The organism is Rhizobium sp. CCGE 510 (genome assembly GCF_000292525.1).
In the GTDB taxonomy this organism is placed as follows: domain Bacteria; phylum Pseudomonadota; class Alphaproteobacteria; order Rhizobiales; family Rhizobiaceae; genus Rhizobium.
In genome coordinates this window covers 550,324-568,637 of sequence record NZ_AEYF01000045.1, presented here as the reverse complement: position 1 = coordinate 568,637, position 18,314 = coordinate 550,324, and the positions used below count along the sequence as shown (strand labels likewise).

At 61.3% G+C, this 18,314-nt stretch carries 12 protein-coding genes; all 12 read left to right on the top strand.

Features of this window, described 5'->3' with window-relative positions; genetic code table 11:
• Positions 1-126 precede the first annotated feature (126 nt).
• The 12 genes from RCCGE510_RS26755 to RCCGE510_RS26705 all read left to right on the top strand — a co-directional run bounded on the left by RCCGE510_RS26755 (position 127) and on the right by RCCGE510_RS26705 (position 18,294).
• Positions 127-6,150 carry a HAMP domain-containing protein gene (locus RCCGE510_RS26755; protein ID WP_007635266.1) on the top strand — a complete coding sequence of 2,008 codons (6,024 nt, stop codon included), beginning with the start codon at positions 127-129 and terminating at the stop codon, positions 6,148-6,150.
• Between the two features lie 10 nt (positions 6,151-6,160).
• Complete coding sequence (locus tag RCCGE510_RS26750) at positions 6,161-7,837, top strand: response regulator (protein WP_007635260.1); 1,677 nt, start codon at positions 6,161-6,163, stop codon at positions 7,835-7,837.
• A 94-nt stretch (positions 7,838-7,931) separates the two neighbouring features.
• Positions 7,932-8,189: a type II toxin-antitoxin system ParD family antitoxin gene (locus RCCGE510_RS33785; RefSeq protein WP_007635258.1), complete on the top strand. Its 258-nt coding sequence runs from the start codon at positions 7,932-7,934 to the stop codon at positions 8,187-8,189.
• Positions 8,182-8,472 (top strand): type II toxin-antitoxin system RelE/ParE family toxin, encoded by a 291-nt coding sequence (locus RCCGE510_RS26740; RefSeq protein WP_037079779.1) that lies wholly within the window; start codon positions 8,182-8,184, stop codon positions 8,470-8,472. The genes RCCGE510_RS33785 and RCCGE510_RS26740 overlap by 8 nt, the downstream gene beginning before the upstream one ends.
• Before the next feature lie 133 nt (positions 8,473-8,605).
• The gene (gene treZ / locus RCCGE510_RS26735; protein WP_007635255.1) at positions 8,606-10,378 is read left to right on the top strand and encodes a malto-oligosyltrehalose trehalohydrolase; all 1,773 of its coding nucleotides are present in this window, start codon (positions 8,606-8,608) and stop codon (positions 10,376-10,378) included.
• Between the two features lie 26 nt (positions 10,379-10,404).
• Positions 10,405-12,270: a 4-alpha-glucanotransferase gene (gene malQ / locus RCCGE510_RS26730; RefSeq protein WP_007635253.1), complete on the top strand. Its 1,866-nt coding sequence runs from the start codon at positions 10,405-10,407 to the stop codon at positions 12,268-12,270.
• A gap of 192 nt (positions 12,271-12,462) precedes the next feature.
• On the top strand, positions 12,463-12,624 hold the full coding sequence (locus RCCGE510_RS35275; RefSeq protein WP_192815353.1) for a hypothetical protein: 162 nt from the start codon (positions 12,463-12,465) through the stop codon (positions 12,622-12,624).
• A 248-nt stretch (positions 12,625-12,872) separates the two neighbouring features.
• On the top strand, positions 12,873-13,748 hold the full coding sequence (locus tag RCCGE510_RS26725; RefSeq protein ID WP_007635248.1) for a DMT family transporter: 876 nt from the start codon (positions 12,873-12,875) through the stop codon (positions 13,746-13,748).
• Positions 13,749-13,878: 130 nt separating this feature from the next.
• Positions 13,879-14,793: an ABC transporter permease gene (locus RCCGE510_RS26720; RefSeq protein WP_007635246.1), complete on the top strand. Its 915-nt coding sequence runs from the start codon at positions 13,879-13,881 to the stop codon at positions 14,791-14,793.
• 3 nt (positions 14,794-14,796) lie between these two features.
• Positions 14,797-15,723, top strand: a complete 927-nt coding sequence (locus RCCGE510_RS26715; protein ID WP_192815352.1) for an ABC transporter permease — start codon at positions 14,797-14,799, stop codon at positions 15,721-15,723.
• A complete protein-coding gene (locus tag RCCGE510_RS26710; protein WP_007635242.1) occupies positions 15,716-17,350 on the top strand; it encodes an ABC transporter ATP-binding protein in 1,635 nt (544 codons plus the stop codon). The genes RCCGE510_RS26715 and RCCGE510_RS26710 overlap by 8 nt, the downstream gene beginning before the upstream one ends.
• Complete coding sequence (locus RCCGE510_RS26705; protein ID WP_007635240.1) at positions 17,347-18,294, top strand: 2-hydroxyacid dehydrogenase; 948 nt, start codon at positions 17,347-17,349, stop codon at positions 18,292-18,294. Before RCCGE510_RS26710 ends, RCCGE510_RS26705 begins: the two co-directional genes overlap by 4 nt.
• The last annotated feature ends 20 nt before the right edge of the window (positions 18,295-18,314 follow it).

Genomic DNA, 18,314 nt, shown 5'->3' with positions numbered 1-18,314 from the left:
CTGTTCCAGCGCAGGCAAAGTTTGATGGCTGATGCCCGATACGGCGATCTCCGCAACCGCGCGCCTCAACCATACCCTTTTTCCACTTGAGCACTAATTTACCTCCTGTCGAACAAGGGGGATTTCGTGAGCAAGCAGACCAGTGAATTTTCGCGCGACGTCGTTGCGGCCGACGGCGTCAATGGGCACGACCATAAAACGATGGCGTTCGATGACGCCAGCGCCCTTCTGGAGGTCCTTGTCGCGGTCCGGCGCGGCGACTTTTCCGTGCGGATGCGATCGGATCTGACCGGCGTTACCGGCAAGGTCGCCGACGCCCTCAATGACATCATCGCTGCCAATCAGCGCATGGCCCAGCAGCTCGAGCATGTCGGCCAAGTCGTCGGCCGGGACGGGCGGACGAGCACGCGGGTGCGCTTCGGCTTGTCCGATGGTTCCTGGTCCGAGATGGAAGGATCGATCAATGGTTTGATCGACGATCTGCTATGGCCGACGACTGCCGTCACCCGCACGATTACTGCGGTCGCCAAGGGGGATCTCCTGCAGACCGTGCCGCTCGATGTCGACGGGCGGCCGCTGAAAGGCGAATTCCTGCGCTCGGCCGATATCGTCAACACGATGATCAAGCAGCTGAGCGTCTTCACGTCGGAAGTGACGCGTGTGGCGCGCGAAGTCGGCACCGACGGAAAACTCGGCGGACAGGCGCAGGTGCCTGAAGTAACCGGCGTCTGGAAAGACCTCACCGAGAGCGTGAACTCGATGGCGTCGAACCTGACGGCGCAGGTGCGCAACATCGCCGAAGTGACGATCGCCGTTGCCAACGGTGACCTTTCCAAGAAGATCACCGTCGATGTGCGCGGCGAAATCCTGCAGCTGAAGGAAGCCATCAACACGATGGTCGACCAGCTCCGGTCCTTCGCCTCGGAAGTGACGCGCGTTGCCCGCGAGGTCGGCACCGAGGGCAAGCTCGGCGGACAGGCTCTGGTGCCCGGTGTGGCCGGCACCTGGAAGGACCTGACCGACAGCGTCAACGCCATGTGCGGCAACCTGACGGCCCAGGTCCGCAACATCGCCCAGGTGACGACGGCGGTGGCGCGCGGCGACCTGTCGCGCAAGATCACCGTCGACGTCTCGGGCGAAATCCTGGAGTTGAAAGAGACCATCAACACGATGGTCGATCAGCTCAACGGCTTTGCCGGCGAGGTGACGCGCGTAGCGCGTGAAGTCGGTACCGAGGGCCGGCTCGGCGGACAGGCGCAGGTGCCGGGTGTCGCGGGCACCTGGAAGGACTTGACCGACAACGTCAATTCGATGGCCTCGAATCTGACCGCGCAGGTGCGCAACATCGCCGAAGTCTCGACCGCGATCGCCAATGGCGACCTGTCGAAGAAGATCACGGTGACGGTGTCGGGGGAAATCCTCGAGCTGAAAGAAACCATCAACACGATGGTCGACCAGCTGAACGCCTTTGCATCGGAAGTGACCCGCGTTGCCCGCGAAGTCGGCACCGAAGGCCGGCTTGGCGGCCAGGCCAATGTGCGCGGCGTTGCCGGCACCTGGAAGGATCTGACCGAAAACGTCAACTCGATGGGCGGCAATCTGACGGCGCAGGTCCGTAACATCGCCGAAGTCTCGACCGCGATTGCCAATGGCGACCTGTCGAAGAAGATCACCGTCGACGTGAAGGGCGAAATCCTGGAGCTGAAGGAAACCATCAACACGATGGTCGATCAGTTGAATGCCTTTGCTTCGGAAGTCACCCGCGTCGCCCGCGAAGTCGGCACCGAGGGTCGGCTCGGTGGTCAGGCCAATGTACGCGGCGTCGCCGGCACCTGGAAGGATTTGACCGACAGCGTCAATTCCATGGCTTCCAACTTGACGGGGCAGGTGCGCAATATCGCCGAAGTCGCGACTGCTGTCGCCCAGGGAGACCTATCTAAGAAGATTACCGTCACCGTGTCCGGTGAAATCCTGGAGCTGAAGGAGACCATCAATACGATGGTCGATCAGCTGAACGGCTTTGCCGGCGAAGTGACTCGCGTGGCGCGTGAGGTCGGCACCGAAGGCCGGCTTGGCGGGCAGGCGAACGTGCTCGGCGTCGCCGGCACCTGGAAGGACTTGACCGACAGCGTCAATTCCATGGCGGGCAATCTGACGGCGCAGGTGCGCAATATTGCCGAGGTCTCGACGGCGATTGCCAATGGCGACCTGTCGAAGAAGATTACGGTGTCGGTCTCGGGGGAAATCCTCGAGCTCAAGGAAACGCTGAACACCATGGTCGACCAGTTGAACCGGTTCGCCTCGGAAGTGACGCGCGTTGCCCGCGAGGTCGGAACCGAAGGCAAGCTCGGCGGCCAGGCGCAGGTGCCGGGTGTCGCCGGCACCTGGAAGGATCTGACCGAGAACGTCAATTCCATGGCCTCCAACCTCACCGGCCAGGTGCGAAACATCGCTGAAGTGACGACCGCCGTGGCGCGCGGCGACCTGTCGCGCAAGATCACCGTCGACGTGAAAGGGGAAATCCTCGAACTGAAGAACACCATCAATACGATGGTGGACCAGCTCAACGCTTTTGCCGGTGAAGTGACGCGTGTCGCTCGCGAGGTCGGCACCGAAGGCAAGCTCGGCGGCCAGGCGCAGGTCTCCGGTGTTGCCGGCACCTGGAAGGACCTGACCGATAACGTCAATCTGCTCGCCGCCAACTTGACGACCCAGGTTCGAAACATCGCCGAGGTCACGACGGCGGTGGCGCGCGGCGACCTATCGCGCAAGATCACCGTCGACGTGAAGGGCGAAATCCTCGAACTAAAGAACACCATCAACACCATGGTGGATCAGCTGAACGCCTTCGCCGGCGAAGTGACGCGTGTCGCCCGCGAGGTTGGCACCGAAGGCAAGCTTGGCGGCCAAGCGCAGGTGCCTGGAGTCGCCGGCACCTGGAAGGACCTGACCGATACCGTCAACGTCATGGCCGCCAACCTGACCGAGCAGGTCCGCGGTATCGTCAAGGTGGTGACGGCGGTGGCGAACGGCGACCTCAAGCAAAATCTCACCGTCGCTTCCAAGGGCGAGGTGGCGGCGCTCGCCGAAACCATCAACAACATGACCAACACGCTCGCGACCTTCGCCGATCAGGTGACCACGGTGGCGCGCGAGGTCGGCGTCGAAGGCCGCCTCGGCGGCCAGGCGAATGTTCCGGGCACTGCGGGGACCTGGAAGGATCTGACCGGCAACGTCAACCTGCTTGCCGCCAATCTGACGACGCAAGTGCGCGCCATTGCCGAGGTGGCGACCGCCGTCACCAAGGGCGACCTGACGCGCTCGATCAAGGTCGACGCGCGCGGCGAAGTGGCCGAGCTCAAGGACAACATCAACACGATGATCGACAACTTGCGGCTGACCACCGAGCGCAACACCGAGCAGGACTGGCTGAAGACCAACCTGGCGCGCTTCACCAACATGTTGCAGGGACAGCGCGACCTGACGCTGGTCGGCAAGATGCTGCTCTCGGAGCTGGCGCCGCTGGTCGGGGCGCATCAGGGAGTGATCTACCAGGTGGATGCAGATGAGCGGCAGCCGGTCTTGTCGCTGCTCTCCGTCTATGCGCAAGGGGTCGAGGCGGCGCACCCGGCAAGGCTTGAATTCGGCCAGGGACTGGTCGGTCAGTGTGCCAGCGATGCTCGCCGCATCCTGGTCACCGACCTTCCCGACAATGTCGTTCCGATCAGCTCCGGCGTGTTCACCACCCTGCCGAGAAGCGCCATCGTGCTGCCGGTGCATTTCGAGGGGCAGGTGAAGGCGGTGATCGAGCTTGCTTCCGCCGGCGAATTCACCGAGCTGCAGCTGTCCTTCCTCGACCAGCTGACAACCTCGATCGGCATCGTCCTCAACTCGATCGAAGCCACTATGCAGACCGAAGGCCTGCTCAAGCAGTCCCAGCAGCTTGCCGCCGAGCTGCAGACGCAGCAGCGCGAGCTGCAGCAGACCAACGAGCAGCTCGGGCAGAAGGCGCAGCAGCTCGAAGAACGCAACGTCGAAGTCGAGGCGAAGAACCAGGAGATCGAGCAGGCCCGACGCGCGCTGGAGGAAAAGGCAACCGAGCTGGCGCTGACATCGAAGTACAAATCCGAATTTCTCGCCAACATGTCGCATGAGCTGCGCACGCCGCTGAATTCAATTCTCATCCTCGGCCAGCAGCTGGGAGAAAATCCGGATGGCAACCTCTCGGGAAAACAGGTCGAGTTCGCCAAGACCATCCACGGCGCGGGAACCGATCTCCTGAACCTGATCAGCGATATCCTCGACCTGTCGAAGATCGAGTCTGGAACGGTCTCGGTCGATGCCGAGGAGATTTTCATCAGCAACCTGCTCGAGATGATGGCCCGGCCATTCCGGCACGAGGCGGAAAATCGGAGCCTGTCATTCGCGGTCGAGGTCGGCGGCGATATTACCAAGAGCATCATTACGGATTCGAAGCGGCTGCAGCAGATCCTCAAGAACCTGCTGTCGAACGCCTTCAAATTCACCGCGCAGGGCGGCGTCACGCTTCGTGTCGGGTTGGCGGCGAGCGGCTGGTCGCCGGATCATCCCTCGCTCCGGCATGCGCCTTCCGTCATCGCCTTCGAAGTCGTCGATACCGGCATCGGCATTCCCCCGGAAAAACAGCGCATCATTTTCGAGGCGTTCCAGCAGGCGGATGCCTCGACAAGCCGTAAATATGGCGGCACCGGCCTCGGCCTGGCGATCAGCCGCGAGCTGGCAAACCTCTTGGGGGGCGAGATCCAGCTGCGCAGCACGCCCGGAGTCGGCAGCACCTTCGTCCTCTATCTGCCGCTCACCTATGTCGGTGCCGGCGCGGTGGCGCCGAAATCCGTCCCACCGGCAAACGTCGTGGAATTTGCCGAGGCGGCGGCCATCCGCCGTGCCGAAAAACCAACCGAACATGTCGAGGACGATCGTCATCGGATAGCGGCCGGCGACTCGGTGCTGCTCATCGTCGAGGACGACCCACACTACGCCCGCGTCCTAGTCGATCTCGCCCGCGACAACGGCTTCAAGGTTCTGGTGGCGATGCGTGGCGGCGATGCGCTGGCACTCGCGCAGGACTACAGGCCGGCGGCGATCTCGCTCGACATCTTTCTGCCCGATATGCTCGGCTGGACGGTGCTCAGTCAGCTCAAGCAAAATTCGCAGACGCGGCATATTCCGGTCCAGATCATCAGTCTCGACGAAGATCGCCAGCATGGGTTGACCCGAGGTGCCTTCGCCTTCATGAGCAAGCCGACGACGCCGGAGGGCCTTGGCAAGGCGCTGTCGCGCTTGAAGGCCTATGCGCAACCGCGCCGTAAACATCTGTTGCTCGTCGAAGACAACGAGGCCGAGCGGCTGAGCGTCACAGCTCTTCTCGGGCATGACGACATCGACATCACCAGCGTCGGCTCCGGATCGGAAGCACTCGAGGCTCTGAGGCAGGATCCGCCGGACTGCGTGGTGCTCGACCTTTCCCTTCCGGATATGTCTGGCTTCGAAGTCCTGGAGAAAATACGCGACGACGCCGAGATCGGTGAGATTCCGGTGGTCGTATTCACCGGCCGGGAGCTTTCCGCTGAGGAAGACGCAACCTTGCACAGCATGGCCCGAAGCGTCGTCGTGAAGGGCGTGGAATCTCCGGAGCGTCTTCTCGATGAGACGGCTCTGTTCCTGCACCGGGTCGTCGCCGACCTGCCCGCCGCAAAACAGGCAACGCTTCAGGAACTGCACAGCTCGGACGAGGATCTTGTCGGCGAGAGCGTGCTGCTCGTTGACGACGACGCTCGCAACATCTTCGCCCTCAGCAGCGTCCTCGAGCGTCGGGGAATGCGGGTTCTGACCGCGACGACCGGCAGCGAAGCCATCGACGTCATCAACAACGAAGCCTCTGTCGCGATCGTGCTGATGGATATCATGATGCCTGGAATGGACGGTTACGAAACGATGCAGGTGATCCGATCGGAGCCACGGTTCCGGCGGCTGCCGATCCTGGCGCTGACTGCCAAGGCGATGAAGGGCGACCGGGAGAAATGCCTGGAAGCGGGCGCCTCCGACTATCTGGCGAAGCCGGTCAATACCGAACAGCTTCTGTCGGCCCTTCGCATGTGGCTGCATCGCTGAGGATCTGGCTATGAACCCCGTCAACATCCTCCTCGTCGACGACCAACCCGCCAAGCTTCTGAGTTACGAGGTCATTCTCGAAGAGCTCGAAGAGAACCTCATCAAGGCGCAATCGGCGCGTGAAGCCTTCGAGCATCTGTTGCGCACTGAAATCGCGGTGATTCTGGTCGATGTCTGCATGCCCGAACAGGATGGCTTCGAGCTGGTCAGCATGATCCGGCAGCACCCACGGTATCAAAATACGCCGATCATCTTCGTTTCAGCCGTGATGCTGGCCGAACCAGACCGGCTGCGCGGTTATGCGGTGGGCGCCGTCGACTATGTGTCCGTGCCGATCGTACCCGAGGTGCTGAGAGCCAAGGTCAGGGTCTTTGCCGATCTCTACAGGAAGACACGGGAACTCGAGCGGCTGAATGCGGAGCTGGAGGTCCGGGTCCGCCAGCGCACCGCCGAGCTCGAGGCCTCGGCCACCCAGTTGCGAGAGCTTAACGAGGAGCTCGAGCATCGGATCGACCAAAGGACGCGGGAGCGCGAAGAGGCGCTCGCGCAGCTGTTCGAAGCGCAGAAGCTCGACACGATCGGCCACCTGACGGGCGGTGTGGCGCACGACTTCAACAATCTTCTCATGGCGGTGCTCGGCAGCCTCGGCCTTCTGAAGAAGCGGCTTCCGGCTGATGAACGCAGCGAACGGCTGCTGACGAATGCGATCCAGGCAGCCGAGCGCGGCACGGCGCTGACTCAGCGTCTGCTTGCCTTCGCCCGCCGCCAGGAACTCAAGCCGCAGGCGGTCGACTTCCTCAGGCTGTTCGAAAACGTCGAGGATCTTCTCGCCAAGGCGGTCGGGCCACGCATCGAAATCCGCAAGCGCATTCCGGCAGATCTGGCGCCGCTTTTGGTGGACAGCAACCAGCTGGAACTGGCGCTGCTCAACCTGTTCGTCAATGCGCGCGATGCACTCGAAAGCGGCGGAGCCGTGACGGTTGCCGCGGCGGTCGCTGAAGAGGGCCGGCCGGCCGGTCTCGCGGGCGGGAATTACATCAGAATATCGGTGTCGGACGATGGCGAGGGGATGGATGAGGCAACCGTCTCGCGCGCCGCCGAACCGTTTTTCACCACCAAGGGTGTCGGCAAGGGCACCGGTCTCGGCCTGTCGATGGTGCATGGTCTGGCGGCGCAATCCGGCGGCTCGATCCAGATATTGAGCGCGAGGGGCAGCGGCACGACCGTATCTCTTTGGCTGCCCGTCGCCGAGACCTTCGTCGAGATGCAACCGGTCGTCGAGCCTCCGGCGACGGAGCCGTTGAAACCGGCGTCGCGGCCGCTTGCCATTCTCGTCGTCGATGACGACGCGCTTGTCAGGACCGGAACCGTGGCGATGCTGGAGGATCTTGGGCACCTGCCGCAGGAAGCGTCCTCCGCTTCCCAGGCTTTGGAATTCTTCGCCGGTGGACAGGATTGCGATCTTGTCATCACCGATCATGCCATGCCGGGTATGACGGGCGCCGAGCTTGCGCGCCACCTTCGTTCCTCTTTTCCGGCCCTGCCCATCATCCTTGCCTCGGGCTATGCCGAGTTTTCCGAAGACCATGGCCTGGGGCGGATGCTCAGGATGACGAAGCCGTTTACACAGGAACAGCTTCAGACGGCGATGGATAAGGCGCTCTCCGGCAAGGTCGCGGCGGCGTGACGGTCCAAGCGTTTTGCAATCATTGGCCGGCGGTCAGTTCTATTTGTCGCGTTTATCAAAAACTGATAATGTCGCTTGAACGAAAGGTATCGATATGCCCTCCAGCTACAATATTGGCCCTCGCTACGAAGGGCTCGTCCGCGAGCTTGTCGAAAGCGGGCGCTATGCCAGCGCCAGCGAGGTCATGCGCGATAGCCTCCGGCTCTTGGAACAGCGCGAAGAACTTCGCGCGCTTGAGCTGGAAAAACTCAGGCGAGAGTATGCTGAGGGTAAAGCTAGCGGCGAACCCGAAGAGGTTGATCCTACGCGCTTCCTGCAAGAGCTGAAGGCAGAACGCGCAGCCCCTGGCTAAATACAAGTTGTCTCCGCGTGCGCAGCGTCAGATGCGAGATATCTGGCATAATATTGCCATTCACAACGAACCGGCAGCGGACAGGCTCCTGCAAAAGCTTTTCGATAAGTTCGAGCTGGTTGCCACCCATCCCGATATGGGGCCTGCTCGACCGGATATCAGCTCTGCTGCCCGCCTGGTTATCGAGGGGCGCTACATCGCCATCTATGAACCCACGAATTATGGTGCTGAAATTGTCGTGATTGTCCACGGGATGCGCGAGCCATCGACCTGGCTCGACTGAGGCGGCCCCTTGTAAGCCAGTGGAATATGCCATCCGGTGACGGCGGCCGCTTTCGCGTGTTCCGCGTGCGGACGAAACTTTTTGCTCCGGCAAAAGTTACCCAAATCCCATCCACTTCACCGAAGGCTTTCCCTTGACCAAAATGACGTTCGGTCCCGCATTCACCGAAGACGGGATTCTGTTTCGCCTCTGGGCTCCTCTGCATGAAAGCGTGTCGTTGAAGATTGAAGGCGCCGATCCGCGTCCGATGCAGGCGGCGGAAGGTGGTTGGCATCATTGCACGGTCAAAGACGCTCATCCAGGCACGCGCTATCGCTTCGCCCTGCCGACCGGCCTTGAAATTCCCGACCCCGCCTCGCGGTTCCAGCCGCAGGATGTGCATGGTCCGAGCGAAGTGATCGACCTCTCCTTCTATCGCTGGAAGACGAGGGACTGGACTGGCCGGCCCTGGGAAGAGATGGTGATCTACGAAATGCATATCGGCTGCTTCACGCCGGCGGGTAGTTTCAGGGCGGCGATCGAGCGGCTCGATCATCTGCGGGATCTGGGTGTCACAGCTTTGCAGATCATGCCAGTCAGTGAATTTCCGGGCCGTTACAGCTGGGGTTATGACGGCGTGCTTCCCTATGCTCCTGACAGCAGCTACGGCCGGCCGGAGGATTTCATGGCGCTGGTGGATGCGGCGCACCAGCGCGGCATCTCAGTGTTCCTTGATGTGGTCTACAACCACTTCGGGCCTGACGGGAACTATATCCCCTCCTATGCGCCGCTCTTTACCGACCACCACAAGACGCCCTGGGGCCACGGCATCAACTATGACGGCGACGGATCGCAGATGGTCCGCGAATTTGTCATTGAGAACGCCATCTACTGGATCACCGAATTCAGGCTCGACGGCTTCCGCTTCGATGCCGTTCACGCGATCAAGGATGATAGCGACGAGCATCTGCTTCACGAGCTTGCCCGCCGCGTCAGGGCTGCGGCCGGCGATCGTTTCGTGCATCTGATCGTCGAAAACGAGGAGAACGACAGCGACCTGTTGAAGCGTGACGAAAACGGCGAAGCGAAGCACTTCACCGCCCAGTGGAACGACGACATGCACCATGTGCTGCATATCACCGCCACCGGTGAAACCTTCGGCTATTATGCCGATTACGCCGGCGACGCCGGCAAGCTCGGCCGGGCGCTGGCGGAAGGTTTCGTGTTCCAGGGAGAGCACATGTCCTATCGCGGGGGAAGTCGGGGCAGGCCGAGCGACCACCTGCCGCCGACTGCCTTCATCTCGTTCATCCAGAACCATGACCAGATCGGCAATCGGGCGCTCGGCGACCGGGTTCTGGCTTCGAGCCCAGCCGATGCCGTCAAGGCGGTGACCGCGATCTACCTGCTGGCACCGGAGATACCGATGCTGTTCATGGGCGAGGAATGGGGCGCGGAGGAGCCGTTTCCGTATTTCTGCGATTTCGACGAGGATCTGAACGAGAAAGTCAGGAAAGGCCGTCGCGAGGAGCTTTCGCGTCTGCCGGGTTTCGACGCCGACGATCTTCTCGATCCGACGGCGCCGTCAACCTTTGCTGCGGCCAAACTGGATTGGTCGAAACGCACTACCTCTGACGTGCTTGAGTATTACCGGACACTTCTCGATCTCCGACACCGGGTGATCGTCCCTCTGCTGAAGGGTGTGGCCGGCGGAAGCGCGGTTTACCGCTCGGCGGGAAATGCGATCGCGGTGGATTGGAGCCTTGCAGAAAGCCGACACCTTCATCTGCGCGCCAATCTTGGCGACGCGGCGGCGGCGGCGTTTGACCCGCAACAGGACGATGCCAAGACGTTATTCCGTCTCGGGAGCAGCGACGGCGGCGATCTCGCGCCCTGGACAGTGATCTGGAGCATGAGCCAGGCATGACGGCGGTGCGAGGAAGGGATCGACTGATGACACCCGCTGAGCTGGACAAGCTCGCCCGCCTCCACGGCATCAGCCCGACCAGGCCCAGCCCCGACAGCCGGGAAGTGGCGATTTCCGCCGAGACCAAGCGTAAGATACTCTCGGCATTGAATATCGAATTGACAGCCGATCAAGGGACCGGTGCGCCGCAGCGGAAAGCAAAGCCGGACGGCAGGAAGATCCCATTGTCGTTTTTGCCGGATTTCCTGTGCGACACACGAGTCTGGGGCGTGAGCCTGCAGCTTTACGAACTCCGGTCGACGCGCAATTGGGGCATCGGTGACTTCCAGGATCTGGCCGATATCGCCGATCTGGCGGGGGCGCTCGGGGCCGATTTCATCGGCCTCAATCCGCTTCATGCGCCGTTCCTCGCCGATCCCGACCGCTGCAGTCCCTATGAACCCTCAAGCCGCCAGCATCTCAACCCGCTCTATATCGCAGTCGACCAGGTGCCGGGGTTCACCAACAGTCACGAACTCGAACGAGAGTTGGAACGCCTTCGCCAATCCGATCTCGTTGATTACATCGGCGTCGCGCGAACCAAGCTTGGAGCGCTTCATGATCTCTGGTCGGCATGGCGACAGGGTCGCGTCAGTGGCAAGGCCGCCTCTGACGGCCCGGCCGATTTCGACGCCTTTGTCGCGCAAGGCGGCGACAGCCTGCGGCTGCATGCGCTTTTCGAATGCCTTTCCTTTTCCATGGTCGAGCGCGGTGCGGGCGCTCGCTGGCAACGGTGGCCAGCCGAGTTTCAGCGTGTCGACAGCGCCGCGGTCACCGATTTCGAACGCGCGCACCCAGACGATGTTCGTTTTCACATGTGGCTGCAGTGGCTCGCCCACCGGCAATTGATGCAGGCGGCAGATCGGGCGCGCAAAGCCGGCCTGCGCATCGGGCTCTATCTTGATCTTGCCGTCGGGGAAGCGGTGGACGGCTCGGCGACGTGGAGCGAGCCTGATGTCTACGTATCAACCGCCACAATCGGCAGCCCTCCCGATCCCTTCGCCGTCGACGGCCAGGACTGGCATCTTGCTGGATACCTGCCTTCAAAAATCGCCGCAGGTGAGATGTCGCCCTATCGGCGTATGGTGGGTACTGCCATGCGGTACGCGGGTGCCATTCGCATCGACCACGCGCCGGCAATCCGCCGCCTTTTCCTGGTGCCATTGGGCGACAGGCCGGAGAGCGGCGCTTATGTCCGCTATCCCGAGGATCGGCTGCTGCAGATCCTCGCCGAAGTTTCCGCCGAACACCGATGCCTCGTGATCGGGGAGTCCCTCGGAATGATTCCGGAGGGATTGCAGGAAGATCTGGCGGCCGCCGGCATTCTCTCCTACCGGATCCTTTCCTACGAACAGGACGAGAAGGGCTTCAAGCCTGCCGATGCCTATCCCGTCCGCGCGCTCGCCTGCATTTCCACGCATGACCACCAGACCCTTGCCGGCTGGTGGCGCGGCGCCGATATTCAGGACCGCTGTGAACACGGTATCGTACCGCCCGATCTCACCCAAGAACATCTCAAACACCGCAAGCGGGAGCGGAGATACCTGAAAGCGGTCTTCAAGGCCGCCGGCCTCGATCTGCCGCCCCGGCTCACGGCGGCGAGGGCAAGCGAAGAGACGCTGAAAGATCTGACCGTCGGCGCCTACCGTTTCATTGCTCGGACTCCATCACTTCTGGCCGCCGTGCGGCTTGCCGACCTCACCGACGAGAAAAAACCGACTAATATTCCGGGCACCAGCGACAGCTATCCGAACTGGAAGCCGAAGCTGTCGGTTTTGCTGGAGGACCTGCTGTCGAGACCGCTGCTTAGACGCGTGGCGGCGGCAATGCAGGAGGAAAGGCAGCGCAAGTGAGAGTTCGAGCAAGCCGTCCGCTTCGTGATTGTCGTTCGATCGGGCCTGCCGCGCGGATGTAATCGATCGGGGAGGGAACGAATACGGAGCCGGCGAATTTGAAGGAATAGGGACAGGGATCACCGAGATGAATCCTCGTCCGCTTTCGCCGATTCACACGCGGCGCGACCAATATCGATGGAACATAAGACCATGACGAGCGCATTCATCCTTATCGCATTGGCTGTGATTATCGTCTACGCCGGTCCGACGTTGCTGTTCATCTGCGTCGGATATGCCGACTACGTGCTGGAACGGCGAAGGCATATGGTAGCTCTGAAGGATGCTGTGAGGCGACGCAGCGACGAGTTTTAGAGCAATCCCAGGAAACGGATTCCTTTCCCGGAATTAAGGTAGTCGGCTTTTGGTCGGGCTCGGACCTCATAGATGCGGGCTTGCGACCTCCCGGACATGTCCCCCAAAATCCCAATTGAAAAACAGCGGCCATCTGCGTCTGGTTTATACTAATATATTTGTATTTTAGTATGGACGGCAGCTATTTGGGCGGGATAAGACCTACGCTCCTAGGGCATAATTTCATTCAATCAGTTAGGAGAAGCGCGATGCTGCCCGGTCGCACCGGCCTTGCCGTCTGCATGATGGTGGCCGCCGCCGTTTTGAACAGTCTTGACGCCATCATCGTCCGCTTGCTGGCCGGTGACGTGCATCCCTTGATGATCGGCTTCTTCCGATCGTTTTTCGGGCTTCTTGTCGTCTCGCCGTGGATCGTGTCCCAGGTTTGTCTGAAAGCCTCTCCCTATCGTGTTCTGCATGCCGTGCGTGCGGGTCTGAAGCTTGCCTCACTGGTCGCCTTGTTCATCGCCTTTGCGCACGCGCCACTGGCCGATGCCACGGCGATCAATTTCACCATGCCGATTTTTCTCGTTCTTGGTGCTTGGCTCGTGCTCAAGGAACATGTCGGCCTGGCCAGCGTCGCGGGCATCGCAGCTGGCCTTATCGGCGTGCTGATCATCATTCGGCCCGGAGCGTCCAGTTTCGATCAATGGCTACTTTTTGCGCTGGCAGGAGCGGTCTTGACGGCGGCAAGCCAGTTGATGCTGCGGCGGATGGCGTTGAGGGACAGCGCGGACCGGCTGGTTGCATGGAATCTGATCACGACGGTGCCGCTTGGCCTAGTCGTCATGCTGCCGGTCTGGTCGATGCCGAGCTGGAGCCAACTCGGGCTGCTCGCCATGCAAGGGGCGCTCGGCGCACTCAACATGACGTTGATCACGCGTGCCTTCGGCATGGCACCCGCAAGCGTTCTGGCGCCGCTCGACTTTCTCCGGCTTCCGGTCGTGGCGCTGATGGCCTTCTTGTTTTTCTCGGAGGTGCCGGCGGCGCAGACATGGATCGGTGCGGCAGTTATCATTGGCGCGACCATCATTGGTACGGGTGGTATGGCGTGGCGACGGAAGCCGCCGGTTGATAAAAGCTGACGATTTGAGAATAGGGGTTCACAAAAATTCTAGATGAACTAATATTTCAGTTCATGGCATGGCGAGCGGATCGCAACACATGAAGATCTGACCTGACGGTCCGTAAGGATTTTCACTCGGGAGGAGTGGCATGAAAAGTTTCATCGGCAAACGCGCGATCGCCAGCGGCGTATCGCTCGTGGTGCTTATCGTCATCGTATTCTTCCTGTCCCGTCTGACCGGCGACCCGACGGACCTCTATCTGCCGATCGATGCGACCACGGAAATGCGCCAGCAATTCCGTGAGATGAACGGGTTCAACGACCCATTGATTATCCAGTTCGGCCGCTATGTCGCAGATCTCGCCCAGGGCAACTTCGGTCAGTCGCTGCGCCAAGCCCGTCCTGCCATGGATGTCGTGCTGGAGGCCTTCGTCTGGACCTTCTGGCTGGCAGCCATCACCATGGCGCTGGTCACGGTCGCTGCGATCGTCATTGGGTCGCTTGCAGCATTTCGCGTCGGTGGCGTATTCGACCGTCTTGCTACTTTCTTCTCGCTGATCGGCGCTGCGGCCCCGGATTTCTGGCTTGCCATCGTGGCAATCGTCATTTTCGCCGTCAAACTGCACGTCCTTCCGACGTCAGGAACGGGAACCGCCTGGCACTGGGTCCTGCCGGTCAGCGTGCTGTTCATTCGGCCCTTCGGCCTGATCCTTCAAGTGGTGCGTGGCTCGATGATCAGTGTCCTGTCTTCTGCCTATGTGAAGACGGCGCGCGCCAAGGGCGTCCGGTCGAACTCGATTATCTTCGTTCACGGGCTGCGCAACGCCATGCTGCCGGTGATTACTGTCATCGGCGACCAGGCGGCGGCCATCTTGAACGGTGCGGTCGTCGTTGAGACGGTGTTCGGTTTTCCTGGAATCGGCAAGCTGATGATCGATTCCATCCTGCTTCGCGATTTCGCCGTCGTGCTGGCCGTCATCATGGTCTCGGCGTTGGCGATCTTCATCATGAACCTGTTGATCGACATCGCCTATGCGCTGCTCGATCCGCGTATCCGGTATTGAGCGATGGCGATGACCGACACACAAATCCTGATCGAGAAAAAACCGAGTGGCCCGATTGGGCGTTGGCTGGCCATGCTGTGGGCGGACAAGCTGGCTTTCTTCGCCGCTCTATTCCTCTTGATTGTTCTTCTCTGTGCGCTGTTTGGCCCGTTCCTGCTGGAGGGCATAGCCACCAAGCAGAACCTGCGGGGCCGAAACGCGCCGCCCTTCGATATCACCCGCGGATGGCTTTATGTCCTGGGCGCCGATGCGCTGGGCAGGCCGCTTCTTGCCCGCGTCGTCGTGGCGGCGCAAAACACCATCCTGGTTGCCGCAGCTGCGGTGCTTGCATCCTCTGTCGTTGGCACGGCGCTCGGATTGGTGGCGGGTTACAGCCGTTCATCCGCCGCTCAATGGATCATGCGTCTCGGCGACGTGATTATGTCCTTTCCGTCGCTGCTTCTGGCGGTGATCGTGCTCTATATGCTCGAACCCTCGGTCACCAATATTGTCCTTGTCCTGGCGATCACCCGTATTCCCATCTATCTGCGCACCACCCGCGCCGAAGTGCTGGAAGTGCGCGAACGGATGTTCGTGCAGGCGGCGAAGGTCATGGGCGCATCGTCCCGGCGCATCGTCTTCCATCACATCCTGCCGGTGATCTTTCCGACGCTGGTCACCATTGCCACGCTTGATTTCGCCTTCGTCATGCTGGCGGAATCCTCGCTGTCGTTCCTTGGGATCGGCATTCAGGCGCCTGAGATCACCTGGGGCCTCATGGTTGCTCAGGGGCGGCCTTATCTCACCAATGCCTGGTGGCTGTCCTTTTGGCCGGGCCTTGCAATCATCCTGACGACGCTGTCGCTCAACCTTCTGTCGAATTGGCTGCGCATCGCGCTCGATCCGACGCAACGCTGGCGCCTTGAAATGAGGGACAGGAAAAATGGCTGAACATCTTTTGGAAGTCCGTGACCTCTCGGTCGAATTCCACACCCTCAGCGGCACCGTCAAGGCAGTGCAGGACGTCAGCTGGCATCTCGATCGCGGCGAGACACTGGCAATCCTCGGGGAAAGCGGTTCCGGCAAGTCGGTGTCCGCCTCGGCGATCATGAACCTGATCGATATGCCACCCGGCAAGATCACCAGCGGCACCATCCTCCTCAATGGGCGCGATATGCTGAAAATGACGCCTGAGGAGCGGCGGTCGATCAACGGCGCGAAGATCGCCATGATCTTTCAGGACCCGCTGGCGCATCTCAATCCGGTCTACACCGTCGGCTGGCAAATCACCGAAATGATGACCACGCATGGTCAGTCCGCCGAGCACGCCCGTGCCAGGGCGCTCGAACTCATGGCGCGAGTGGGCATCACCGATCCGCAGGCGGCGATGCGAAAGTATCCTTTCCAGTTCTCCGGCGGCCAGCGGCAGCGTCTGATGATCGCCATGGCGATCGCCTGCAAGCCCGACATCCTGATTGCCGATGAACCGACCACCGCGCTTGATGTTACGGTGCAGGCACAGGTGCTCGAACTTCTGCAGGAATTGCAGCAGGAAACCGGAATGGGCCTGTTGCTGATCACGCATGATCTCGGCGTCGTTGCCGAGATCGCCAACCGGGTCGTGGTGATGAATTCCGGCTGCGTCGTCGAAACCGGCAATGCCGCCGAAGTCTATAGCAACCCGCAGAACCCCTATACGAAGAAGCTGATTGCTGCCGCACCCGGGAAGGGCGCGATGGCGCAAGACCGAGGCCGACAGGGCGAACCGCTGCTACGGGCCATCGGCTTGAAGAAGAGTTTCGGCGCTTTCCAGGCGCTGAGAGGCGTGAACCTTGTTATCATGCCCGGCGAAACGGTTGCAGTTGTCGGCGAAAGTGGTTCCGGCAAGTCGACGCTTGCCCGGGCGATCGTTCGCCTCGACGATCCGCAGGAGGGCCAGGTGCTCTACCGCGGCAAGGATCTGCTTGCGATGAGCCCCAGGGAAATATTCGGGCTGCGTCGCGATTTGCAGATGGTCTTTCAGGATCCGACCCAGTCGCTCAATCCGAGAATGACCGTATTCAGGCTGATCTCCGAGGCATGGGTCATTCACCCCGATATCCTGCCGAAGGCGAAATGGAAGGAGAGAGTGGCCGAGTTGCTGGTCAAGGTTGGTCTGAAACCGGATATGGCGGACCGGTATCCACATCAGTTTTCCGGTGGGCAGCGCCAGCGCATCGCCATTGCCCGCGCGCTGGCGATGGAGCCGAAACTGATCATCTGCGATGAGGCGGTTTCAGCGCTCGACGTGTCGATCCAGGCACAGGTGATTGCCTTGCTCGAGGGCCTGCGTCGCGAATTCGGCCTGTCCTACCTTTTCATCGCACACGACCTGCCGGTGGTTCGGGACTTCGCCGATCGTGTCATCGTCATGAAGGCCGGCGAGATCGTCGAGGAGGGGCCGGTGGCCCAGATCTTCGACGCGCCCTCCCACCCCTACACCCAGGCGCTACTTGCTGCCAGCCTCGATCCCGATCCGGAGGTCCAGGCCACCCGACGCGCCGCACGTCGAACAGAGGAAGGACTCGTTCCCGCATGAAGCCCGATGTCATCGTCGCCTATCCGCTCCGGCCCCGTCAGATGGCGATGCTGGCGGAAACCTATACGCTGCACCGGCTGGATCTTGCAGAAGGAGGGGAACGGGATGCTCTGCTGCAGAAAGCCGGCCCGATCTGCACGGCCCTGGTCTGCAACGGCCATGTCACCATCGACGAAGCCCTGCTGTCGCAACTGCCGGCGTTGAAGCTGGCCGCCTGCTCCTCGGCCGGCTACGACCAAATGGACGTCGAGGCGATGACGCGGCGCGGCATCAAGCTCACCAACACATCCGAGGTGCTTTGCGACGACGTTGCCGACATGGCGCTGCTGCTGATGCTGGCGGCACGCCGGCGCCTGCCGGAAGGTGATCGCTATGTGCGCTCCGGCGACTGGGGGCAGAAGGGCATGATGCCGCTGACGACATCGACGTCGGGCAAGAGAGCCGGGATCGTTGGCCTCGGCCGTATAGGCATGGCGATTGCCAGACGATGCGAAGCTGTCGGGCTGACGGTCGGCTATTGCGGGCGGACGAAAAAAGCCGGTAACGATTTTGCCTATTTCGACGAGCCGGTAAAACTGGCTGACTGGGCCGATATTCTGATCGTGGCGACGCCGGGCGGGGCCTCGACCGAAGGGTTGATTTCGGCTGCTGTGTTGAACGCGCTCGGACCGGCTGGCAGCTTTATCAACATTGCCCGCGGCACCGTGGTCGATGAGCCGGCATTGATCCGGGCCTTGCAGGAAAGGCGGATCGCGTCGGCCGGCATCGATGTCTATCTCAACGAGCCCAATCCCGATCGGCATTTCGCAGCACTCGACAATGTCGTGCTCTATCCCCATCACGCCAGCGGCACCGAGGAGACGCGCGACAGGATGGCGCAATTGACGCTCGACAACCTTGCCGCCTTCTTCGCAGGCAGGCCGCTGCTGACGCCGGTCAATTGATCCCGGCGGAAACCCGCGGC